This is a genomic window from Phocaeicola oris (assembly GCF_021295095.1).
GTDB lineage: Bacteria > Bacteroidota > Bacteroidia > Bacteroidales > Bacteroidaceae > Phocaeicola > Phocaeicola oris.
The window spans coordinates 15,787-33,042 of the sequence record NZ_JAJLQX010000006.1; the positions used below are offsets into that span (position 1 = coordinate 15,787).

13 protein-coding genes are annotated in these 17,256 nt (G+C 44.3%); 8 read left to right on the forward strand and 5 right to left on the reverse strand.

Going from position 1 to position 17,256, the window contains the following annotated elements:
• Positions 1 to 4: 4 nt before the first annotated feature.
• The 4 genes from LO761_RS04435 (at position 5) to LO761_RS04450 (ending at position 4,266) form a co-directional block, all read left to right on the forward strand.
• Positions 5 to 1,141 (forward strand): PCMD domain-containing protein, encoded by a 1,137-nt coding sequence (locus LO761_RS04435; RefSeq protein WP_272817128.1) that lies wholly within the window; start codon positions 5 to 7, stop codon positions 1,139 to 1,141.
• Positions 1,142 to 1,144: 3 nt separating this feature from the next.
• The gene (locus LO761_RS04440) at positions 1,145 to 1,876 is read left to right on the forward strand and encodes a porin family protein (protein WP_272817129.1); all 732 of its coding nucleotides are present in this window, start codon (positions 1,145 to 1,147) and stop codon (positions 1,874 to 1,876) included.
• A gap of 370 nt (positions 1,877 to 2,246) precedes the next feature.
• Entirely contained in the window at positions 2,247 to 2,372 is a 126-nt protein-coding gene (locus tag LO761_RS04445) for a hypothetical protein (RefSeq protein WP_272817130.1), read from the forward strand.
• Positions 2,373 to 2,439: 67 nt separating this feature from the next.
• On the forward strand, positions 2,440 to 4,266 hold the full coding sequence (locus tag LO761_RS04450) for a fibrobacter succinogenes major paralogous domain-containing protein (RefSeq protein ID WP_272817131.1): 1,827 nt from the start codon (positions 2,440 to 2,442) through the stop codon (positions 4,264 to 4,266).
• A gap of 177 nt (positions 4,267 to 4,443) precedes the next feature.
• Here LO761_RS04450 and LO761_RS04455 read toward each other — a convergent pair whose 3' ends face one another.
• From LO761_RS04455 to LO761_RS04475, 5 genes are all read right to left on the reverse strand, one after another.
• Positions 4,444 to 6,309 (reverse strand): RagB/SusD family nutrient uptake outer membrane protein, encoded by a 1,866-nt coding sequence (locus LO761_RS04455; RefSeq protein WP_272817132.1) that lies wholly within the window; start codon positions 6,307 to 6,309, stop codon positions 4,444 to 4,446.
• A gap of 12 nt (positions 6,310 to 6,321) precedes the next feature.
• Positions 6,322 to 8,193 (reverse strand): TonB-dependent receptor domain-containing protein, encoded by a 1,872-nt coding sequence (locus LO761_RS04460; RefSeq protein ID WP_272817133.1) that lies wholly within the window; start codon positions 8,191 to 8,193, stop codon positions 6,322 to 6,324.
• The gene (locus LO761_RS04465) at positions 8,108 to 9,352 is read right to left on the reverse strand and encodes a carboxypeptidase-like regulatory domain-containing protein (RefSeq protein ID WP_272817134.1); all 1,245 of its coding nucleotides are present in this window, start codon (positions 9,350 to 9,352) and stop codon (positions 8,108 to 8,110) included. The genes LO761_RS04460 and LO761_RS04465 overlap by 86 nt, the downstream gene beginning before the upstream one ends.
• An 861-nt stretch (positions 9,353 to 10,213) precedes the next feature.
• Positions 10,214 to 10,711 (reverse strand): hypothetical protein, encoded by a 498-nt coding sequence (locus tag LO761_RS04470; RefSeq protein WP_272817135.1) that lies wholly within the window; start codon positions 10,709 to 10,711, stop codon positions 10,214 to 10,216.
• A 29-nt stretch (positions 10,712 to 10,740) separates the two neighbouring features.
• Entirely contained in the window at positions 10,741 to 12,267 is a 1,527-nt protein-coding gene (locus LO761_RS04475) for a carbon starvation CstA family protein (RefSeq protein ID WP_272817136.1), read from the reverse strand.
• Positions 12,268 to 12,362: 95 nt separating this feature from the next.
• Between LO761_RS04475 and LO761_RS04480 the strand changes: the two genes are divergently transcribed.
• From LO761_RS04480 to pyrF, 4 genes are all read left to right on the forward strand, one after another.
• Positions 12,363 to 14,030, forward strand: coding sequence for a glycoside hydrolase family 10 protein (locus LO761_RS04480; RefSeq protein WP_272817137.1), 1,668 nt, complete (start codon positions 12,363 to 12,365; stop codon positions 14,028 to 14,030).
• Between the two features lie 84 nt (positions 14,031 to 14,114).
• On the forward strand, positions 14,115 to 15,284 hold the full coding sequence (locus LO761_RS04485) for an AIR synthase-related protein (RefSeq protein WP_272817138.1): 1,170 nt from the start codon (positions 14,115 to 14,117) through the stop codon (positions 15,282 to 15,284).
• A complete protein-coding gene (gene prfA, locus LO761_RS04490; RefSeq protein WP_272817139.1) occupies positions 15,284 to 16,396 on the forward strand; it encodes a peptide chain release factor 1 in 1,113 nt (370 codons plus the stop codon). The genes LO761_RS04485 and prfA overlap by 1 nt, the downstream gene beginning before the upstream one ends.
• A 12-nt stretch (positions 16,397 to 16,408) precedes the next feature.
• Positions 16,409 to 17,233, forward strand: a complete 825-nt coding sequence (pyrF, locus tag LO761_RS04495; RefSeq protein ID WP_272817140.1) for an orotidine-5'-phosphate decarboxylase — start codon at positions 16,409 to 16,411, stop codon at positions 17,231 to 17,233.
• Positions 17,234 to 17,256: the final 23 nt, after the last annotated feature.

Sequence of the window (17,256 nt, forward strand, 5' to 3'; positions counted from 1 at the left end):
ATATATGAACCGTAAAATACTTTTCTTACTACTCATTGCCGGACTCTTCAGTACGGCTTGCATCCGCGAAGAAGCGCTGAACGCAGAGGCAGACATCACCGCTTGTACGGTGAACGGAGCCACTGTGCTTACCACCGACATCGACTACTATCGCACGTTCGATGAAAGTCTGAACGCTTATCCTATTTATATAGAGGTGGACAACCATACCAACCTCTCCGCGCTGGCTCCTGTCTTTGAACTTACGCCGGGGGCTGCCATATCGCCCGAAAGCGGAACAACTCATAACTTCAACACTCCGGTTCGTTACACCGTTACATCGGAGGACGGCAATTGGCATCGCACCTATGCGCTCATCATTCGCCACCAGCAGACAAAGAGCATTCCTACCACTTACCATTTCGAGACTGCCGACACACAGAATAAGTATCACATCTTGTACGAAAAGGCTGACGGATACACTACCCTTACGTGGGCAAGCGGCAATCAAGGCTTCGCTTTAACCGGCGGAGGCAACCGACCATCCGACTTTCCTACTTTCCTCAGCGATGAGGGACGATCGGGTAATTGCGTGAAGTTGATCACACGCAGCACCGGAAGTTTGGGACAGATGGTGAACAAGCCTATCGCTGCCGGCAACCTGTTCATGGGAAAGTTTAATATGATTAATGCCCTGACCGACGCGTTAAACGCCACCAACTTCGGAACCACGTTCTATTATAAGCCTCTTACGCTGAGCGGCTACTATAAGTATAAGGCTGGAGAGAAATTCTACGATAAAGGAAAATATACCGACCGGAAAGACAACTTCGAGCTTTATGCCATCTTCTTCGAACAGACCGATTCCGTGAAATATATGGACGGACACTTGGCAGTGAACAACTTCCAACACAGCCAGATGGTAGCATTGGCACGAGTAACCGACCGGAAAGAGAGTAACGAATGGGTACATTTCAGTATCCCTTTCGATTACAACAGTTACGGTAAGGTTGTCGATGCCGACAAGCTGCGCAACGGGCAATACAGCATAGCGGTCATCATGTCGTCAAGTCAAGAAGGCGACCGTTTCCGAGGCGCGCCGGGAAGTACCCTCATGGTCGATGATTTGGAAATAACATACGAGCATCTTACTAATTATTAAGTTATGAAACAAACTATCATCAGTATATTGTTTTGTCTGCTCATCGCTCCTGTGGCAGCCCAACAGACCACTTTCGAAATTCGCGGAGGATTCAGTGTCGGAGGAACTTCTCCACTTCCCATGCCTAAGGAAATACGCCATATCGACGGCTTTAATCCTGATGTCAATCCAACGGTGGAACTGAATATCACTCATTGGGTTAAGCAACATTGGGGTATCACCTCGGGCATACGTTGCGAGGTAAAAGGCATGACCACCAAAGCGAGGGTGAAAAATTACAGCATGGAAATAGTCGGCAGCGACGGAAACCGGATGAAAGGTAACTGGACCGGCGGTAATCAAACTCGTGCGCGTAACATCTACGCTGCCGTTCCGTTGCTGGCCACCTATCGCCTCAGCGATCGGGTGAACGTCAGAGGAGGACTGTATGCCGCCTTTCTGATGAATGGAACGTTCAAAGGAAAAGTGTATGAGGGATACCTCAGAAAAGATAATCCTACGGGCGATAAGGTTAACTTCACCGATGAATCTATCGCTACTTACGACTTCAGCAACCATTTAAGCAAATTCTCATGGGGAGCAGAAGTAGGTGCCGGTTGGAAAGCTTCCCGTCGCTGGAACGTGTACTCCGAACTCACTTGGGGATTCAACAACATCTTCGAAAAAGACTTCGACACCATCACCTTTAACATGTATCCCATCTATTTGAATATAGGTGTGGGATATGACTTATAAGCCTCAACAGACAAAGTCATCAAACGAATCCGGTAACTCATGCGTATGAGTTGACCGGTTCATGCGTATGAGTTGAGCAGTTCATCCGCATGAGTTGAGCGATTCATCCGCATGAGTTGAGCGATTCATGCGGATCACTTTTCCTCCGTCTCTTTATGACCATATTAATGAATCAAACAAAAGGGAAAAATACCTCACCACCATACTATACGACCGTATTCTACCCCCGTACGTCCTACACAATCTCCCTGTTATTTCATCAAACTTATCAAAGTTACAAAAAATTATCACCCTTTTCTTGAATATAAACAAAATAGTTGTATATTTGCCTTTAATAATCAAATTTATCAATCTTTAAATTATCATCAAAATGAAACACAACGTGATCTATGAAGCACCTCGGGCGCAAGTATTGGAATTGGAACTTCAAAGTTCCGTGCTGGAAGCCAGTACCGGCGCAGGATTCGGCACTCCGGGTTTGGAAGAAGACGACTGATATCCTCCCTCATCCGCATACGCCGGACAAAGAAACTTAAATGACAAAACCAATTAACAAAACAAACATGAGAAGAATTTTCAGGACCCTACCAACGGGCATGCTGTTCTTTGCTGCCCTACTGATGTGCGCTGCTTCGTGCAGCAATCAAGATGATGTATCCATGCCACCTTCGCAATCCGAAGTAAAAGGCATTCCCTACAGTGTGACAGTGACCAAGAATGTCAACGCTCAAACTCGCGTGACGATAGCCGACGATAAAACTTATCGCTTTGAAGAGGGCGACAGCCTGTATATCTGTGTACCTAACTTTAAAAAGCCCAAACTATGGGGCACACTGACCGTGAGCAAATTAACGAATGGCGGTACCACTGCCACTTTCTCGGGCGAGTTAAAACCGATAAGCGCCACGAATCCTTACACACCCAAGCCCGACGACAGGATGGAAGCTCGATTGTTAAGCGCAAGCAACAAGGTGATTCAAGTACAAGCCACTCCGGGAAAACTGAAACACGATTATCAACATTGCATAGCCCCCTCCCTGAAAGAGGCGGTGGAGCAGTACAGCATTTTCACAGCGTTGGATCTCACTACCGGTTCCGGTCTCCCTACTTATGGTTCGAAAAACATCAAACTGTATAATCTGAGCATGGCATTCATGCAATTCCATGTGACGTTCAAGGACGGTACGCCTACCGATACTTCACTCGACATTAACATAGATAACCAGATTAATAATTCCAAACAAGAAATCAAGACCAAGACGCAAAACGACGGCAACGTAGTGGCAGACTTTGTGGCAGCCGCGTTCTTTTCATTCAACCCCAACGCTAAGCTGATTATCGGGCCTAAAGGTGGAGAAAGTAAAGAGGTAACGCTCTTCCCCGGAGAGAAATACGGCGTACAATTAGAATCGAACAAGCTCTACACCTATAACATGACAGTAGACAATTACGATGATATAAGCTCTTTAGGAACAGCAAACTGCTACATGGTAAACGCTCCCGGCAACTACAAGTTCAATGCCACGATAAAAGGTAACGGCGGCATCGACCCGTTGACGGGCACCACTGCCACCCGCATCAAGGGCATAGCGGACGTAAAAGTGCTGTGGGAACTAAAGGAACAAGGGCGTGCCATCAAGCATAACGGAACGGCTTACGACATCCGTTACGAAAACGGTTATGTATACTTCTCTACCCCCGACACCTTTAAGGAAGGCAATGCCTTGATAGCTGTTACCGACGCGGAAGGCAAGATACTCTGGAGCTGGCACATTTGGGCTACCGAGCCGGTAAGCAAGGAGACACACAACGGGCTTGACTTCATGGACCGTAACATCGGTGCCATGACTCACGAGACGGAGACCTTCTACAAAGGAGGCTTCAGTTACCAGTGGGGACGCAAAGACCCGTTCCCATCGGGCACCCAATATGCTTCTCCTACAGGGTATGTGTATGTTCCTGCCATAGCAGAGGCATTCAGCCCTTACGATGTAGGAACAGAAGGAATCAGTGTGGCAGAAGTCGCGGCTCGCCCCACAGAACTCTTTACTCCTTGGGATAAAAGAATGTGGGCAAAAGAAGACCTTGAGCTCTGGTGCTACGAAGGAAGAAAGACCATTTACGACCCGTCGCCTGCCGGTTGGAGAATTCCCACCAAAGAAGAGATGGACGACCTTATAGCCGATGGAAAAGATATGCTTTGGGGATCCGGATTCATTGGAACTTACGGCCCTTCGTTCGGTTACGGTAATGCAGGCAATCCCGGTAAAAGATACTATTGGACAAGTACCGGCACAAGCCGAGGAGCAGTATATTCATTATGTGAAGGTGTTGCTGCTTCAGATAACCATCAAATGTCCGGCATGCTTATCCGCTGTGTCAGCGAATAAAAGTCCATAGAATAGTCGTATAGGTATAGCATTATCATCGCACAGTAAAACAAATGGAGGCAGGTATAAGTCCTGCCCCCTTTTTTATTTGCATAGGGAAGCTCCCATAAGAAAACAGGATGTCGCTGAGATTCCGCGACATCCTGTACAGTTACCTTGGTAAGGAAAAAGTATTGATTACTCCTCCCATCCCGGTGTGGTTTGTTTCAACTCAGGATTAGCATTCAGCTGACGCTGAGGAATCGGGAAATAAGTCCGTTCCTTTCCATCACCGAACTTAGCGTCATCCTGTTTTGCCCACCATGCCTTACCGAACATTCCCCAGCGGATAAGGTCGGTACGACGGCGACGCTCACCAATGAACTCACGTCCCCACTCTTTCAACATCTCTGCGTCGGTCAGTCGTTCCGGATGGTTAGCGTAACTCTTGCTCGACCATACCTCCGGCGGGAAGTTACGCTCACGCACTGCGTCCAACAACTCGGCAGCCTTCGCGACATTTCCTTCTCGATAATAGCACTCGGCAAGCGAATAATATATCTCCGCCAAACGGATTTCAGGTGTACTTTGCGAACGGAACTGTCCGGTCACTTCCGGCAGATACGGGAACTTATTGAAACGGATTCCCGAATTCTCCTCTCCCAAGAATACGTTCGATCCTCCATCTTCCGGATGATCTTCTCCCTTTCCGGTCACTTCGGGCGCGTTGGTAACGAAGTATCCGCGCTTGTTCACCTCCATAAGCAACTCAGCACGCTGAGCCTGATTCATAGCTTTTACAGCAGGATCCTCTGAGAATCGTCCCACCTGATCGACAAATACCAATGGTGATCCGCTCCACTCCTCCTGTCCGTTAACATTCGTAGCGTTGTTCAAGTCGCTCATGTCGTATGCTATGTATCCGTCGCCCGAACCGTTAACCGACCGCATCAGTCCTTTCAAGAAGAAGCCATCGTAGCGGAATCCCTTGGAATCGGTTGCATGTACACGGAACGGCTGACGGCGATAGTCTGCCTCATCATAATTCTCGAATGGCGTTCCCAATCCGCTTTCAAACTCATAGACTACACCCTGAAGGTTACGTGACGGTTGCATAAGAATAGCATTCCATCCTCCACCACTGGCACCGATATACTTATTGGCTGCATAGTGTGAAGCATGATCCCACCAAGTGTATTGTTGAAGCTGTCCGTACTGATGTTTAAACTCGAACAAATTCTCGGGAGACTCATAATTGTCCACTCCCGAAGAGAACGGTCCGCGGTAGTCGGGATCGAGTCTATACGCTCCATACACCCCATTGATAATGTCTTCGCACACTTTCTTACAATCGGCATACTTGCTCTCGCCAATCCACACATTCGCGTTCAGGTAAAGGCGAACGAGCAATCCGGCCGCAGGTCCCTGCGTCCAACGTGACAGACGCTTCTCTTTCGGCAAGTCGGGAATAGCGGCTTTCAATTCCGATTCGATAAACTCAAACAACTGTTTAGCCGTTCCTTGCGGCACCAGTTCTGTTTCTCCTGTCTGCTCTGTAGCGATAGGCACGTTACGGAAATCGTTGAGCAGGAACATATAATACCAAGCACGCAACACACGCAGTTCTGCCTTATAACCCTTTTCCTGTGCTTCCGACACTCCGATGGAACGAAAATCTACCGTATTGAAATCACGCAATACGACATTAGCTTGCGATATTCCCTGAAAAGCACCTGTCCATGCGCCATTTATATCACCCTGAATATAATTCCAAGTATGACGATGCAAACGGTCCCACTGTCCGTCATCGTATCCGTGACGTCCCTTTTGAGTCCACACGAACTGGTCGGCAGTCAATTCCTCCAGCAACATGATAGATCCTCTCCACGTTACATTATCGCCATGTTCGTGCGCACGTAACACAGCAGCTTCAACCGACTGCTGGTCAGTATAGTAATTATTCTTTGCCAACTGCGAATACAGCGTTTCATCAAGATTCGTACACGATGGCATTGCCAAGGCCACACCCAATATGGCACATAGCATTATTTTTATCTTTTTCATACGTCGTCTGATTTAATAAGTAATTTGTACACCGAATGTTAGATTTCTTGCTGACGGATAAACTTCCATGCCTCCAATACCCGGCCATATTCCGTTGGTGTTTACATTGGTAACATCCAGTCCGGTATAACTTGTCAAAGTAAATACATTCTTCATAGATGCATACAGTCTCATGTTGGATATCCATTTAGTTTTAAGATTTGGATTCCATCCTAATGTAATATTCTCCAAACGGAGATAATTACCATTCTGCAAGAAGCCATCGTAATCGCAAATCACCTTCGCTCCTTTAATATGGTTGTTCTTCCCGTAAGTCGATGATAATTTATTATCGCCTGAGATAACCTGCAATCCGTAGTACATCTCATACTGATTCATGATTTTATAGTCAAAACGTCCGTGGAAGAAGAGCGAAAGATCGAAATTTTTATAGGTAAAGGTATTCCCCCATGAGAGTTCCCACTTAGGAACACCCGAAGCCTTGAGATAAACCTTATCGTTCTCATTGATATCGGATCCAAGTTTCTTCTGTCCGTTTACTTTTCCACCTTCCCATACCTGAATGTTTCCGTTCTCGTCGACACCGGCATAGCGAGCCATATAGAATACACCTATTTCCTTTCCATCCTCAAGACGTTGAGCCGAACCCGGATTACCCGGTGAAGGGAAACCGTCGCCTTCAATATACGACAACTTATACTTATCGTTAGAGAATGATTTCAACTTAGTCTTCATATAAGAAAGAACCACATTGGTAGAATAAGAGAATTTCTCTGTTTTTACAGCGTCCCAATTGAGCAAAAGCTCAAATCCTTTAGATTCTGTGGTTCCTACGTTGGTAGTAATGGATGAATGCAGGTATGGAGGCAATGGAACAGCGTAATCGCTGATAAGGTCGCGACCTTCACGGATAAAGAAATCGAGATTTCCCGACAAACGCGAGTTGAACAGAGTGAAATCGAGACCTAAGTTATATGAATACTGTTTCTCCCATTTCAAATCCGTATTCGGATTGTTGCCCGGACCATAACCCTTAATGTATTTTCCATACGTATCGCTCCAGTACATTCCGTAACCCGTATATTTAGCCAGAGAGATATAGCGGTTGAATCCGGAACGTCCGGTTACACCATACGACGCACGAATTTTCAAATCGTTGACCACCTTGCTATCCTCGAACGCAGAAAGGCGCGACAGACGGAAAGCAGCAGAAGCAGCAGGGAAGAGTCCCCATTTGTTCTTGTCACCGAATTTTGAATTACCTTCATAACGCATTGATCCGGTAAACAGAATCAGGTCGTCATAGTTATAATTCAAACGGCCAAGAAAAGCAATCGTCTTCTCTTGAGTTTTTTCCGAACTCATTCCGTTTCTTCCCTGTACCTTCATATAATCGCCCGCGTCCAAATTATTAGTTTCAAACACATCGGTAGGAAAGTTTCTGTTCTCTGCGCCAAACTGCTCATAATTGAACTCTTGGTATGAATAACCCGCCATAAGTTTGAAATCATGCTTATCGAGTTTGAGGTTATAATTTCCTGTCCATTCCAATGTCCAATCGGTATTGTCATACTGGTTGATAATAGCACGTCCGTTATATTTGTTGACAATACAGTCGCGTGAGTATTTGTTATAATATTCTTTCTTCTTCTGCCCGTGGAACTGACGTCCTAACTTAATCTCGGTATTCAAATTATCAAGGATATTCAACTTGACATTCAAGTCGATGGTAGCATATTCGTGACGACTTGACTGCTTACGATTCTTCAAGTTGGTAACCGGATTAAAGTTGTAATGATCATATCCCATCTCTTCCGAATCGACAGCATAAGTCGGGTTCTGTTGAATAGCCATCTGGAACGAACGGTAATCCGGGGTTCTCATTGGTATCGGCTATACGATAATTAATATTACCACCTATCTCAAGAAGTCCTTCAAGAGTGGTATGCTTAAAGTTGGCACGTAATCCGTATTCCTCTCTATCGGCAACGATATCCATGGATTTCTTATTCCTGTAGTTGGCAGAAACACGAAAGACAGAATGCTCACTACCACCAGAAATAGAGACATTATGGTTCTGTCCGAAGTTATCCTTATTGAGTAACGCGTCATACCAATCGGTATCGGATCCATGATCGACGGCACCATTCACTTTGGCCATATAATCTTTCGCTCCAAGGATGTCTGGACGTCCGGCAATGAAATCGTGCTCCACATAACTGTCGTAAGTAATTGTCGCTTTTCCTGCCTTTCCCGATTTGGTAGTAACCAAAATGACACCATTGGCACCACGTGATCCGTAAATAGCGGCAGCCGAACCATCTTTCAACACTGTGATTGATTCAATATCTTGCTGAGCAAGGTTCTTAAGATCACCTCCCGGCATTCCATCAATGACTACCAACGGAGTATTTCCAGCGTTCAATGATCCTGCGCCACGTACCTGTATGCTGGAGCTGGAGTTAGGGTCGGCTGCAGCTGTACTGCTCACAGAAACACCGGCCACCTTTCCGTCAATCATCTGCATGGCATCATTAGATGCTCCCTGAATGAAATCTTTACTCTTCACGCTGACAACAGCAGTGGTCAAATCTTTCTTAACAGAGGTTCCGTATCCGACAACAACAACTTCTTGAAGTGCTTCGGTATCTTCTTCCAAGGTAATATTTACTGTAGATTTCCCTGCAACAGAAACACTTTGTGATTTATAACCGATGTAAGACACTTCGAGTACGGCATTGGGAGCTACACTCAGGCTGAAGTTTCCATCCAAATCGGTAATGGCTCCGTTTGTTGTTCCTTTCTCCACAACATTTGCTCCGATAACAGGATCGCCTCTGCCATCAAGCACTTTTCCGGACACGGCGCGTTTATCTTGCTGAATACCGTAATTCTGTCCGTTCATGTTGGCATTCAACGCATACGACGGTACACTGCAAAACGCCCATATTATGATACCAATAACAAAAATGGGGATGTTGTAAAACGATTTCTTTATGGAATGAATCGTTCCAACATGTGGGGTTAAAATAAGTTTAAACATAACATGTTCTTTTAAGTTTTAAATTTAAAATAGTTGTATTGAAAATACTCGGACTATCCAGCTATCCATAGTAGATAATCCGCTTCTTTTTATGGGGGTCTGGCATATAACATAGTTTTAATTATTAAATTAAACAATAAGAAAAGTCGCTAATAATAAAGGCAATTACAAGCAATTTCCGCTATGTGTGCCGATAACAAAGCTACAAAAAATATCTTTACGATAAGTCAATTCCGTAAAGATTTTGAAACAATGAAAACAAAATACATGTTAAAACATCGCAAATAGAATTTACATTCGATATTTATTCATTGACAGAACACTACTTACAACCAAATACTCATATTATTTTATCGTATCTTTTTTGATTAAAAATCTATTCTATGATGATTTTTCATGGATCATCAGATTTTATAAACGAAGGAAAGAAAGGGCATGTCGGACCTAATAGAAACGTGATTACAGTATAATTTAAATGACGTTTTTATTTCTTCGTCAAGTGAATTTAATTTATCGTCAAGAAGATTGAAAAAAGTGACGCGGATGAGTTCTCTAACTCATACGGATGAACCAAACAACTCATGCGGATGAACCGGACAACTCATCCGCATAAAATGAAGAAGTCATACGTATCACTTTTGCAACTCATACGGATGACTCTATAAAGACTTTTGATGACTACGGGAACTTAACCGTATTTCATTACACATTCGTAAGCAGCGGAACAATAACCGGTTATGATTAGTCAACAGAAAAGCCCGATATCCATCGGAAACAAAAAAGAAAAGAGCTCGTCATCGCGACGAACTCCTCTCCCAACAATATTTAAAAAAACATTATACTGACGTTATATTTGTCATACTACTTGAAATAGAAACCAAAGCCAATCTTAAAACCGAACTTGCTCCAGTCGGAGAAGTCGGTGGTAGCCAAATCATAATACAAAGCAGGCTCAATAGTCAGATTCCTCCCAAGGAAGAAAGTGTAACCGGCTTCGGGCGCAATGAAGAATAAAGTCTTATTCTTTACAATGTCACCCGAAAGATATTTAAGTTTCACTCCGAGTGCACCATAAAAGCCACTCTCCTCCAAGTAATAACGAAGTTGGGCCAATGCGCCGGTCTCATCAATTCCATATTTACGATAGTCCCCTTTCACTCCTACCATCAGGGCCAAATCATCCGAAAGAAATGTTCCACCCATGGCTTCCAAACCTAACCGAGTTCCTTCGTTCTTACTATGCGACAAGTTCAGACCGGTGACAGAGGCATTGAAATACCACGTATCTTTCTCAAACTGCGCATGAGCACTGATAACCATCATGATTGTCAGCATCAACAAAAATATTTTCTTCTTCATAATTCTTTTTTTATATGAATATAATTTACTCATCTCACTCCATCCATTTTCACTTCTTTACGATACCATCTGAAGAACCATACCCCTGCGATGACCAAGCAAACGGCACCGAGAGCATATCCGATAGTTCCTAATCCCATAGCCTGATTCGACACGAAGATGAACGTAGTACAAACCGTCGTCATAAATAGAGCCGGAATCAAGGTGATGATAAACGTTTTCTTCTGCCGCGTCAAGTACACCGTAACAGCCCACAACGCAAAGACCGCCAACGTTTGATTAGCCCATCCGAAGTACTGCCAGATGACATTAAATCCATTAGGATTGGACATTTGCCAAGCTAACAGAGCTATAGCGCCAAGGAACATCGGTATGCAAATATACAAACGTTTTGGAATACTTCGCTGTTCCAAGTGAAGAAATTCCGCGACAATCAGTCGGGCACTGCGGAAAGCTGTATCGCCACTGGTGATAGGCGCGGCCACTACTCCTAACACCGCCAAAATACCTCCGATAATACCCAGCCAGTTTTCACATACCAATTTGACAACAGCAGGCGCGCTAAACGACTGTATCAAAGTCTTCGGGTTCTCGGCATCGAGCTGGTTTATAAAAGCCTGAACGCTCTGGGCATCGACCACTTCACGCCAACCTCCGTAATAAAAGAAATACATGGAAACGCTCGCCCAAATCAGAGCAACAATTCCCTCGGCAATCATCGCTCCGTAGAAAATATGACGACCGTAACGCTCATTCTTCAAACAACGTGCCATCAACGGGCTCTGTGTAGCATGGAACCCGCTGATAGCTCCACATGCTATGGTGATAAACATACACGGAAAAACAGGGTTGACATGCTTAAACGTGCCCTCGCCAAGCATATCGGCAGGATTATTCAAGTTCATGGTTGCCGGGCTCTGCCAAAGCTCAGGAATAGTCGGCCACTTAATAAACAAGCCAATCATAAGAGCCATAGCCATAAACAGCAAAGCGAATGCAAACAAAGGATAAATCTTACCAATAATCTTATCAATAGGAAGAGTCGTTGCAATGATATAATAAATGAAAATCAATATAATCCAGAGCATCTCTGTTCCACCGAAATCCTTTAAAATAATAGCCGGACTATATACAAAGACAACTCCCACCATCATAAGCAGCAACACGGAAAATACCAACATCACTTTCTTTGTGGTACCTCCTAAGTAATCTCCCACCAATTCGGGAAGACCTGCTCCGTTATGACGGACGGAAAGCATACCGATAAAATAATCGTGTACGGAACCTGCAAAAACACATCCTAATACAATCCATAAATAGGCATACGGCCCATACCAAGCTCCCATAATGGCTCCGAAAATAGGTCCTGTGCCTGCGATGTTAAGAAACTGAATCATGAAAATCTTCCAGTTAGGAAGAACAATGTAATCTACTCCGTCAGCTTTAGCCACTGCCGGTGTAATACGATCGTCCGGTTTAAAGACATGCTCTACAAATTTTCCATAAAGGATATATCCTAAGATCAGTGCAATCAAAGCCAAAATAAAACTAATCATCTTTCTCGCTTATCTATTGATTTGTCTCTTTTAACGTGACAAAAGTAACAAATTATATGATAAGTTTTTATCTTTGCAACCAAAATATAACAGAAATGTATAAACATCTTACCATCATATTATTCTTAATACTAACATCACTTCCGCTGCCAGCCCAACCAAAATATGAGATACGAGCTACGTGGCTCACTACGCTGGGAGGTATGGACTGGCCGACAACGAAAGCAAATGGGAAAGAAGGCATACGTCGTCAGAAACAGGAACTCATAGATATTCTCGACCGTTTACAAGCTGCTCATTTTAATACGGTACTCTTTCAAGTGCGTGTCCGCGGTAGCGTAATTTACCGATCGAACATAGAAACGTGGAGTGAGTGCCTGACAGGACATGTAGGAAAAGACCCCGGCTATGACCCGTTGGCCTTCGCCATAGAAGAATGTCATAAACGCAATATGGAACTGCACGGTTGGTTCGTAACTATTCCATGCGGTAACGACAGACAAGTACGCTCATTAGGGAACAAATCGGTAGCACGTAATCATCGGTTTATTTGCAAACATTACAAAGGGGCATGGTTCTTGGACCCGGGAAATCCGATGGCAAAAGAATATCTGTCAAGTCTGGTGACCGAGGTAGTGCGCAACTATGACATAGATGGCGTACACTTCGATTATATACGTTACCCTGAAAATTCGAAGTTCCCCGACAACGATACATTTAAACGACTGGGTAAAGGAAAGAATCTGGCACAATGGCGTAGAGACAATATCACAGAAATAATAAGGAAATTATATAAAGATGTCAAAGCCATCAAACCTTGGGTGAAAGTAAGCAGCTCACCTGTAGGCAAGTATCAAGATTTAAAACGCTACTCTTCACATGGATGGAACGCACTCAACGCAGTCTATCAGGATGCACAGCAATGGATGCGCGAAGGCATTCAGGACGCGCTGTTTCCGATGCTTTACTTCAAAGATAACAACTTCTATCCGTTCGCTCTCGATTGGAAAGAAAACAGCCACGGACGATGGATTATTCCCGGATTAGGCATCTATTTCCTGACCGAACAAAATTGGCCGCTCGAAGAAATTATACGTCAGGTTCACTTTATTCGCGATGTGAAACTCGACGGAGAGGCATACTTCCGAAATAAGTTCCTACTCGACAATACCAAGCAATTATTGGACGAGATACAGGAATGTATATACGTTACTCCGGCACTTGTTCCGCCGATGACATGGATAGACGACAAAGCTCCTTCCACTCCCGGTAACGGAAGTATAAAGAATCAAGATAACGGACAGATGCTCAACTGGTCGGCATCGGTCGATAATAGTGATCAGCCGGTAGTTTACCATTTGTACGGATCGAACACCTATCCCGTGGACATTAACGATGTAAAGAATCTGATAGAAACCAATCTGAAGACTACAAACTACCTCTATCAACCGGTTCAACCTTGGTTGCGGAAGCGCTATCTGTGCGTAACAGCTGCCGACCGGTATGGCAACGAGAGTGCTCCGCTGGAACTGAATAAAAGCGGTAAAAACGATCTGCCGATACTAAACAACGGAGACAGCCTGACACTTCCTGAGGAAGCAGAAGTGAAATACGTATCCGTCACTACGGCATCGGGCATTGAAGTAATTCGCTACATCTATGAGCAAACACTCGATATTCAGTCGATAAAAAAAGGCTTCTACATGGTGCGCTTTATTTATAGCAACGGAAAAGACAGCTTGATAGGAACAATCTTGAAATAAAGGGATGCAATTCTTGGTAAATTCCAAGGTCAGAACGAAAAATATCATTAAATTTGCATTCTAAAGAAATTTATATACTTACTCATGAGTAATCAACGATATATGGCAAGAGGTGTTTCTGCCTCCAAAGAAGACGTGCATAACGCTATCAAGAACATTGACAAGGGTATCTTTCCCGGAGCTTTCTGTAAAATTATTCCTGACATTTTGGGCGGTGATCCTGAGTATTGTAACATCATGCATGCCGATGGAGCCGGAACCAAGTCGTCCTTAGCTTACGCTTATTGGAAAGAAACAGGCGATATGAGTGTATGGAAAGGTATCGCTCAGGATGCGCTCATCATGAACATTGACGATTTGATCTGCGTAGGCGCAGTAGATAACATCTTGGTTTCTTCCACGATAGGACGAAACAAAATGCTCATTCCGGGAGAAGTAATCTCTGCCATTATCAACGGTACAGACGAGTTATTGGCCGAGCTTCGTAACTTAGGCATCGGAGTTTATGCTACCGGTGGTGAAACCGCTGATGTAGGCGATCTGGTTCGTACCATTATTGTAGACTCAACAGTGACCTGCCGTATGAAACGAAGTGATGTCATTGACAACTCACACATCCGTCCGGGCGATGTTATCATAGGCTTGGTATCGTATGGACAGGCTTCGTACGAAAAAGGATACAATGGAGGGATGGGCAGCAACGGTCTTACTTCAGCCCGTCATGACGTATTCGCCAAATACTTGGCAAAGAAATATCCGGAAACTTTCGATCAAGCTGTTCCCGAAGAATTGGTATACTGTGGTGGGTTACGATTAACCGACTCTGTAGAAGGCAGTCCGTTAGACGCAGGCAAGTTGGTACTCTCTCCTACCCGTACGTATGCACCCGTAGTAAAACAGTTGCTTGAAGCCATTCGCCCGCATATACATGGCATGGTGCATTGTTCAGGCGGCGCACAAACCAAAGTGATGAACTTTGTAGGTGAGAATTGTAAAGTGATCAAGGATAATCTTTTCCCTGTTCCCCCGCTCTTCAAAACTATTCAAGAACAAAGTAAAACCGATTGGGCGGAAATGTATAAAGTATTCAACATGGGACACCGTTTGGAAGTCTACACTTCGCCCGAATACGCAAAGGAAGTAATCGAAATCAGCGAGAGTTTCCATATTGACGCGCAAATCATCGGACACATTGAAGAGAGTAAAAAGAAAGAATTGATTATCAAAAGTGAATTTGGAACATTCAAATATTAATGGCAAACGGGAATAACATACTTGAGAAATTGAACGGATTGGTTCCACGTTATGAGGAGATGACCACATTGATTACCGATCCGGCAGTAATAGCCGACCAGTTACGTTATGTAAAGCTTACCAAAGAATATAAGGATCTGGGGAAGCTGATGGACATGCGGAAAGAATATATGCAGTATTTGGACGAACTGCAAGAGGCAAAGAACATTCTGCTTAACGAACAGGATGCCGACATGAAAGAGATGGCACACGAAGAAGTAGCAACATGTGAAAAGCGTATTCCCGAACTTGAAGAAGCCATCAAGCTGCAACTGATTCCTGCCGACCCTACCGACGACCGCAATGCTTATCTGGAGATTCGTGCCGGAACCGGAGGTGATGAAGCAGCTCTCTTTGCCGGTGATCTGTTCAGAATGTATGCCAAATACTGCGAAATGAAAGGTTGGAAACTGGAAGTGTCAAGTGCCAGCGAAGGAGCTGTAGGAGGCTATAAAGAAATTATCTGCTTTATATCGGGAGAAAAGGTATATGGAACCTTAAAATATGAATCGGGTATACACCGAGTCCAACGAGTACCGGTCACCGAGACCCAAGGGCGAGTACATACATCGGCCGCATCGGTAGCTGTCCTTCCCGAACCGGAACCATTTGAGGTATCCATCAATGAGGGAGAAATAAAATGGGATACCTTCCGAAGCGGTGGTGCCGGAGGACAGAACGTGAACAAAGTAAACTCAGGAGTACGTTTGCGTTATAATTGGAAAAACCCTAATACCGGAGTGGTGGAAGAGATTCTGATAGAATGTACAGAGACTCGCGACCAGCCGAAAAATAAAGAAAGAGCTCTGGCACGTCTGCGTACATTTATCTACGATAAAGAACATCAGAAGTATCTGGATGACATCGCCAGCAGAAGAAAGACGCTGGTATCGACAGGCGACCGCTCAGCAAAAATACGCACATATAATTATCCGCAAGGTCGTATCACCGACCATCGGATAAACTATACCATATATAACCTGAACGCGTTTATGGACGGAAGTATTCAAGACTGCATCGATCATCTGATTGTAGCCGAAAACGCGGAACGAATGAAAGAAAACGAACTTTAAATCAGTTGAAGTATGAATAAAGAAGGCTTATTTGAACAGATAAAACAGAAGAAATCTTTCCTGTGTGTAGGACTGGATACCGATATTAAAAAAATTCCGGAATATCTGCTGCACGACGAAGATCCTATCTTCACTTTCAATCGTGAAACTATAAATGCTACAGCACCTTACTGTATTGCCTACAAACCTAATCTGGCTTTCTACGAGAGTATGGGAGTGAAAGGATGGAGCAGTTTTGAAAAGACTATCAAATACTTAAAGGACAAATTCCCGAGTCATTTTATCATAGCTGACGCAAAACGCGGAGATATAGGCAATACATCGGCACTGTATGCACGCAGCTTCTTCGAAGAGATGGACATTGATGCCGTCACTGTAGCTCCGTATATGGGAGAAGACAGTGTATCTCCATTTCTGACATACGAAGGCAAATGGGTTGTTTTATTGGCTCTGACGAGTAACCAAGGTTCTCACGATTTCCAACTGACAAAAGATAAAGATGGTGAATATCTGTTTGAGAAAGTTTTACGCAAATCACAAAAATGGGCTGACAACGAGAAAATGATGTATGTAGTAGGAGCCACTCAGGGTAAGGCGTTTGAAGATATTCGCAAGATAGTCCCAAATCACTTTCTGTTGGTCCCGGGCATTGGAGCGCAGGGAGGCTCGTTGGAAGATGTATGTAAGTACGGCATGAATAAGCAATGCGGACTGATAGTTAATTCAAGTCGCGCCATTATCTATGCCGATAAGTCGCCCTGTTTTGCCGAAGCAGCAAGTATAGCAGCCAAGAAGGTTCAAGAACAGATGGCAGATCAGCTAAAAGCTATCCTTTAATTGCCAAAAAGACAGATAATCTG

Excerpts from the sequence above, each read along its gene's own strand:
- LO761_RS04480 (WP_272817137.1), top strand. The coding sequence starts at position 12,363 with ATGTATAAACATCTTACCATCATATTATTCTTAATACTAACATCACTT.
- LO761_RS04470 (WP_272817135.1), bottom strand. The coding sequence starts at position 10,711 with ATGAAGAAGAAAATATTTTTGTTGATGCTGACAATCATGATGGTTATC.
- LO761_RS04445 (WP_272817130.1), top strand. The coding sequence starts at position 2,247 with ATGAAACACAACGTGATCTATGAAGCACCTCGGGCGCAAGTATTGGAA.
- LO761_RS04460 (WP_272817133.1), bottom strand. The coding sequence starts at position 8,193 with ATGAGAACCCCGGATTACCGTTCGTTCCAGATGGCTATTCAACAGAAC.
- LO761_RS04475 (WP_272817136.1), bottom strand. The coding sequence starts at position 12,267 with ATGATTAGTTTTATTTTGGCTTTGATTGCACTGATCTTAGGATATATC.
- prfA (WP_272817139.1), top strand. The coding sequence starts at position 15,284 with ATGGCAAACGGGAATAACATACTTGAGAAATTGAACGGATTGGTTCCA.
- LO761_RS04450 (WP_272817131.1), top strand. The coding sequence starts at position 2,440 with ATGAGAAGAATTTTCAGGACCCTACCAACGGGCATGCTGTTCTTTGCT.
- LO761_RS04465 (WP_272817134.1), bottom strand. The coding sequence starts at position 9,352 with ATGTTTAAACTTATTTTAACCCCACATGTTGGAACGATTCATTCCATA.
- LO761_RS04440 (WP_272817129.1), top strand. The coding sequence starts at position 1,145 with ATGAAACAAACTATCATCAGTATATTGTTTTGTCTGCTCATCGCTCCT.
- pyrF (WP_272817140.1), top strand. The coding sequence starts at position 16,409 with ATGAATAAAGAAGGCTTATTTGAACAGATAAAACAGAAGAAATCTTTC.
- LO761_RS04435 (WP_272817128.1), top strand. The coding sequence starts at position 5 with ATGAACCGTAAAATACTTTTCTTACTACTCATTGCCGGACTCTTCAGT.
- LO761_RS04455 (WP_272817132.1), bottom strand. The coding sequence starts at position 6,309 with ATGAAAAAGATAAAAATAATGCTATGTGCCATATTGGGTGTGGCCTTG.
- LO761_RS04485 (WP_272817138.1), top strand. The coding sequence starts at position 14,115 with ATGAGTAATCAACGATATATGGCAAGAGGTGTTTCTGCCTCCAAAGAA.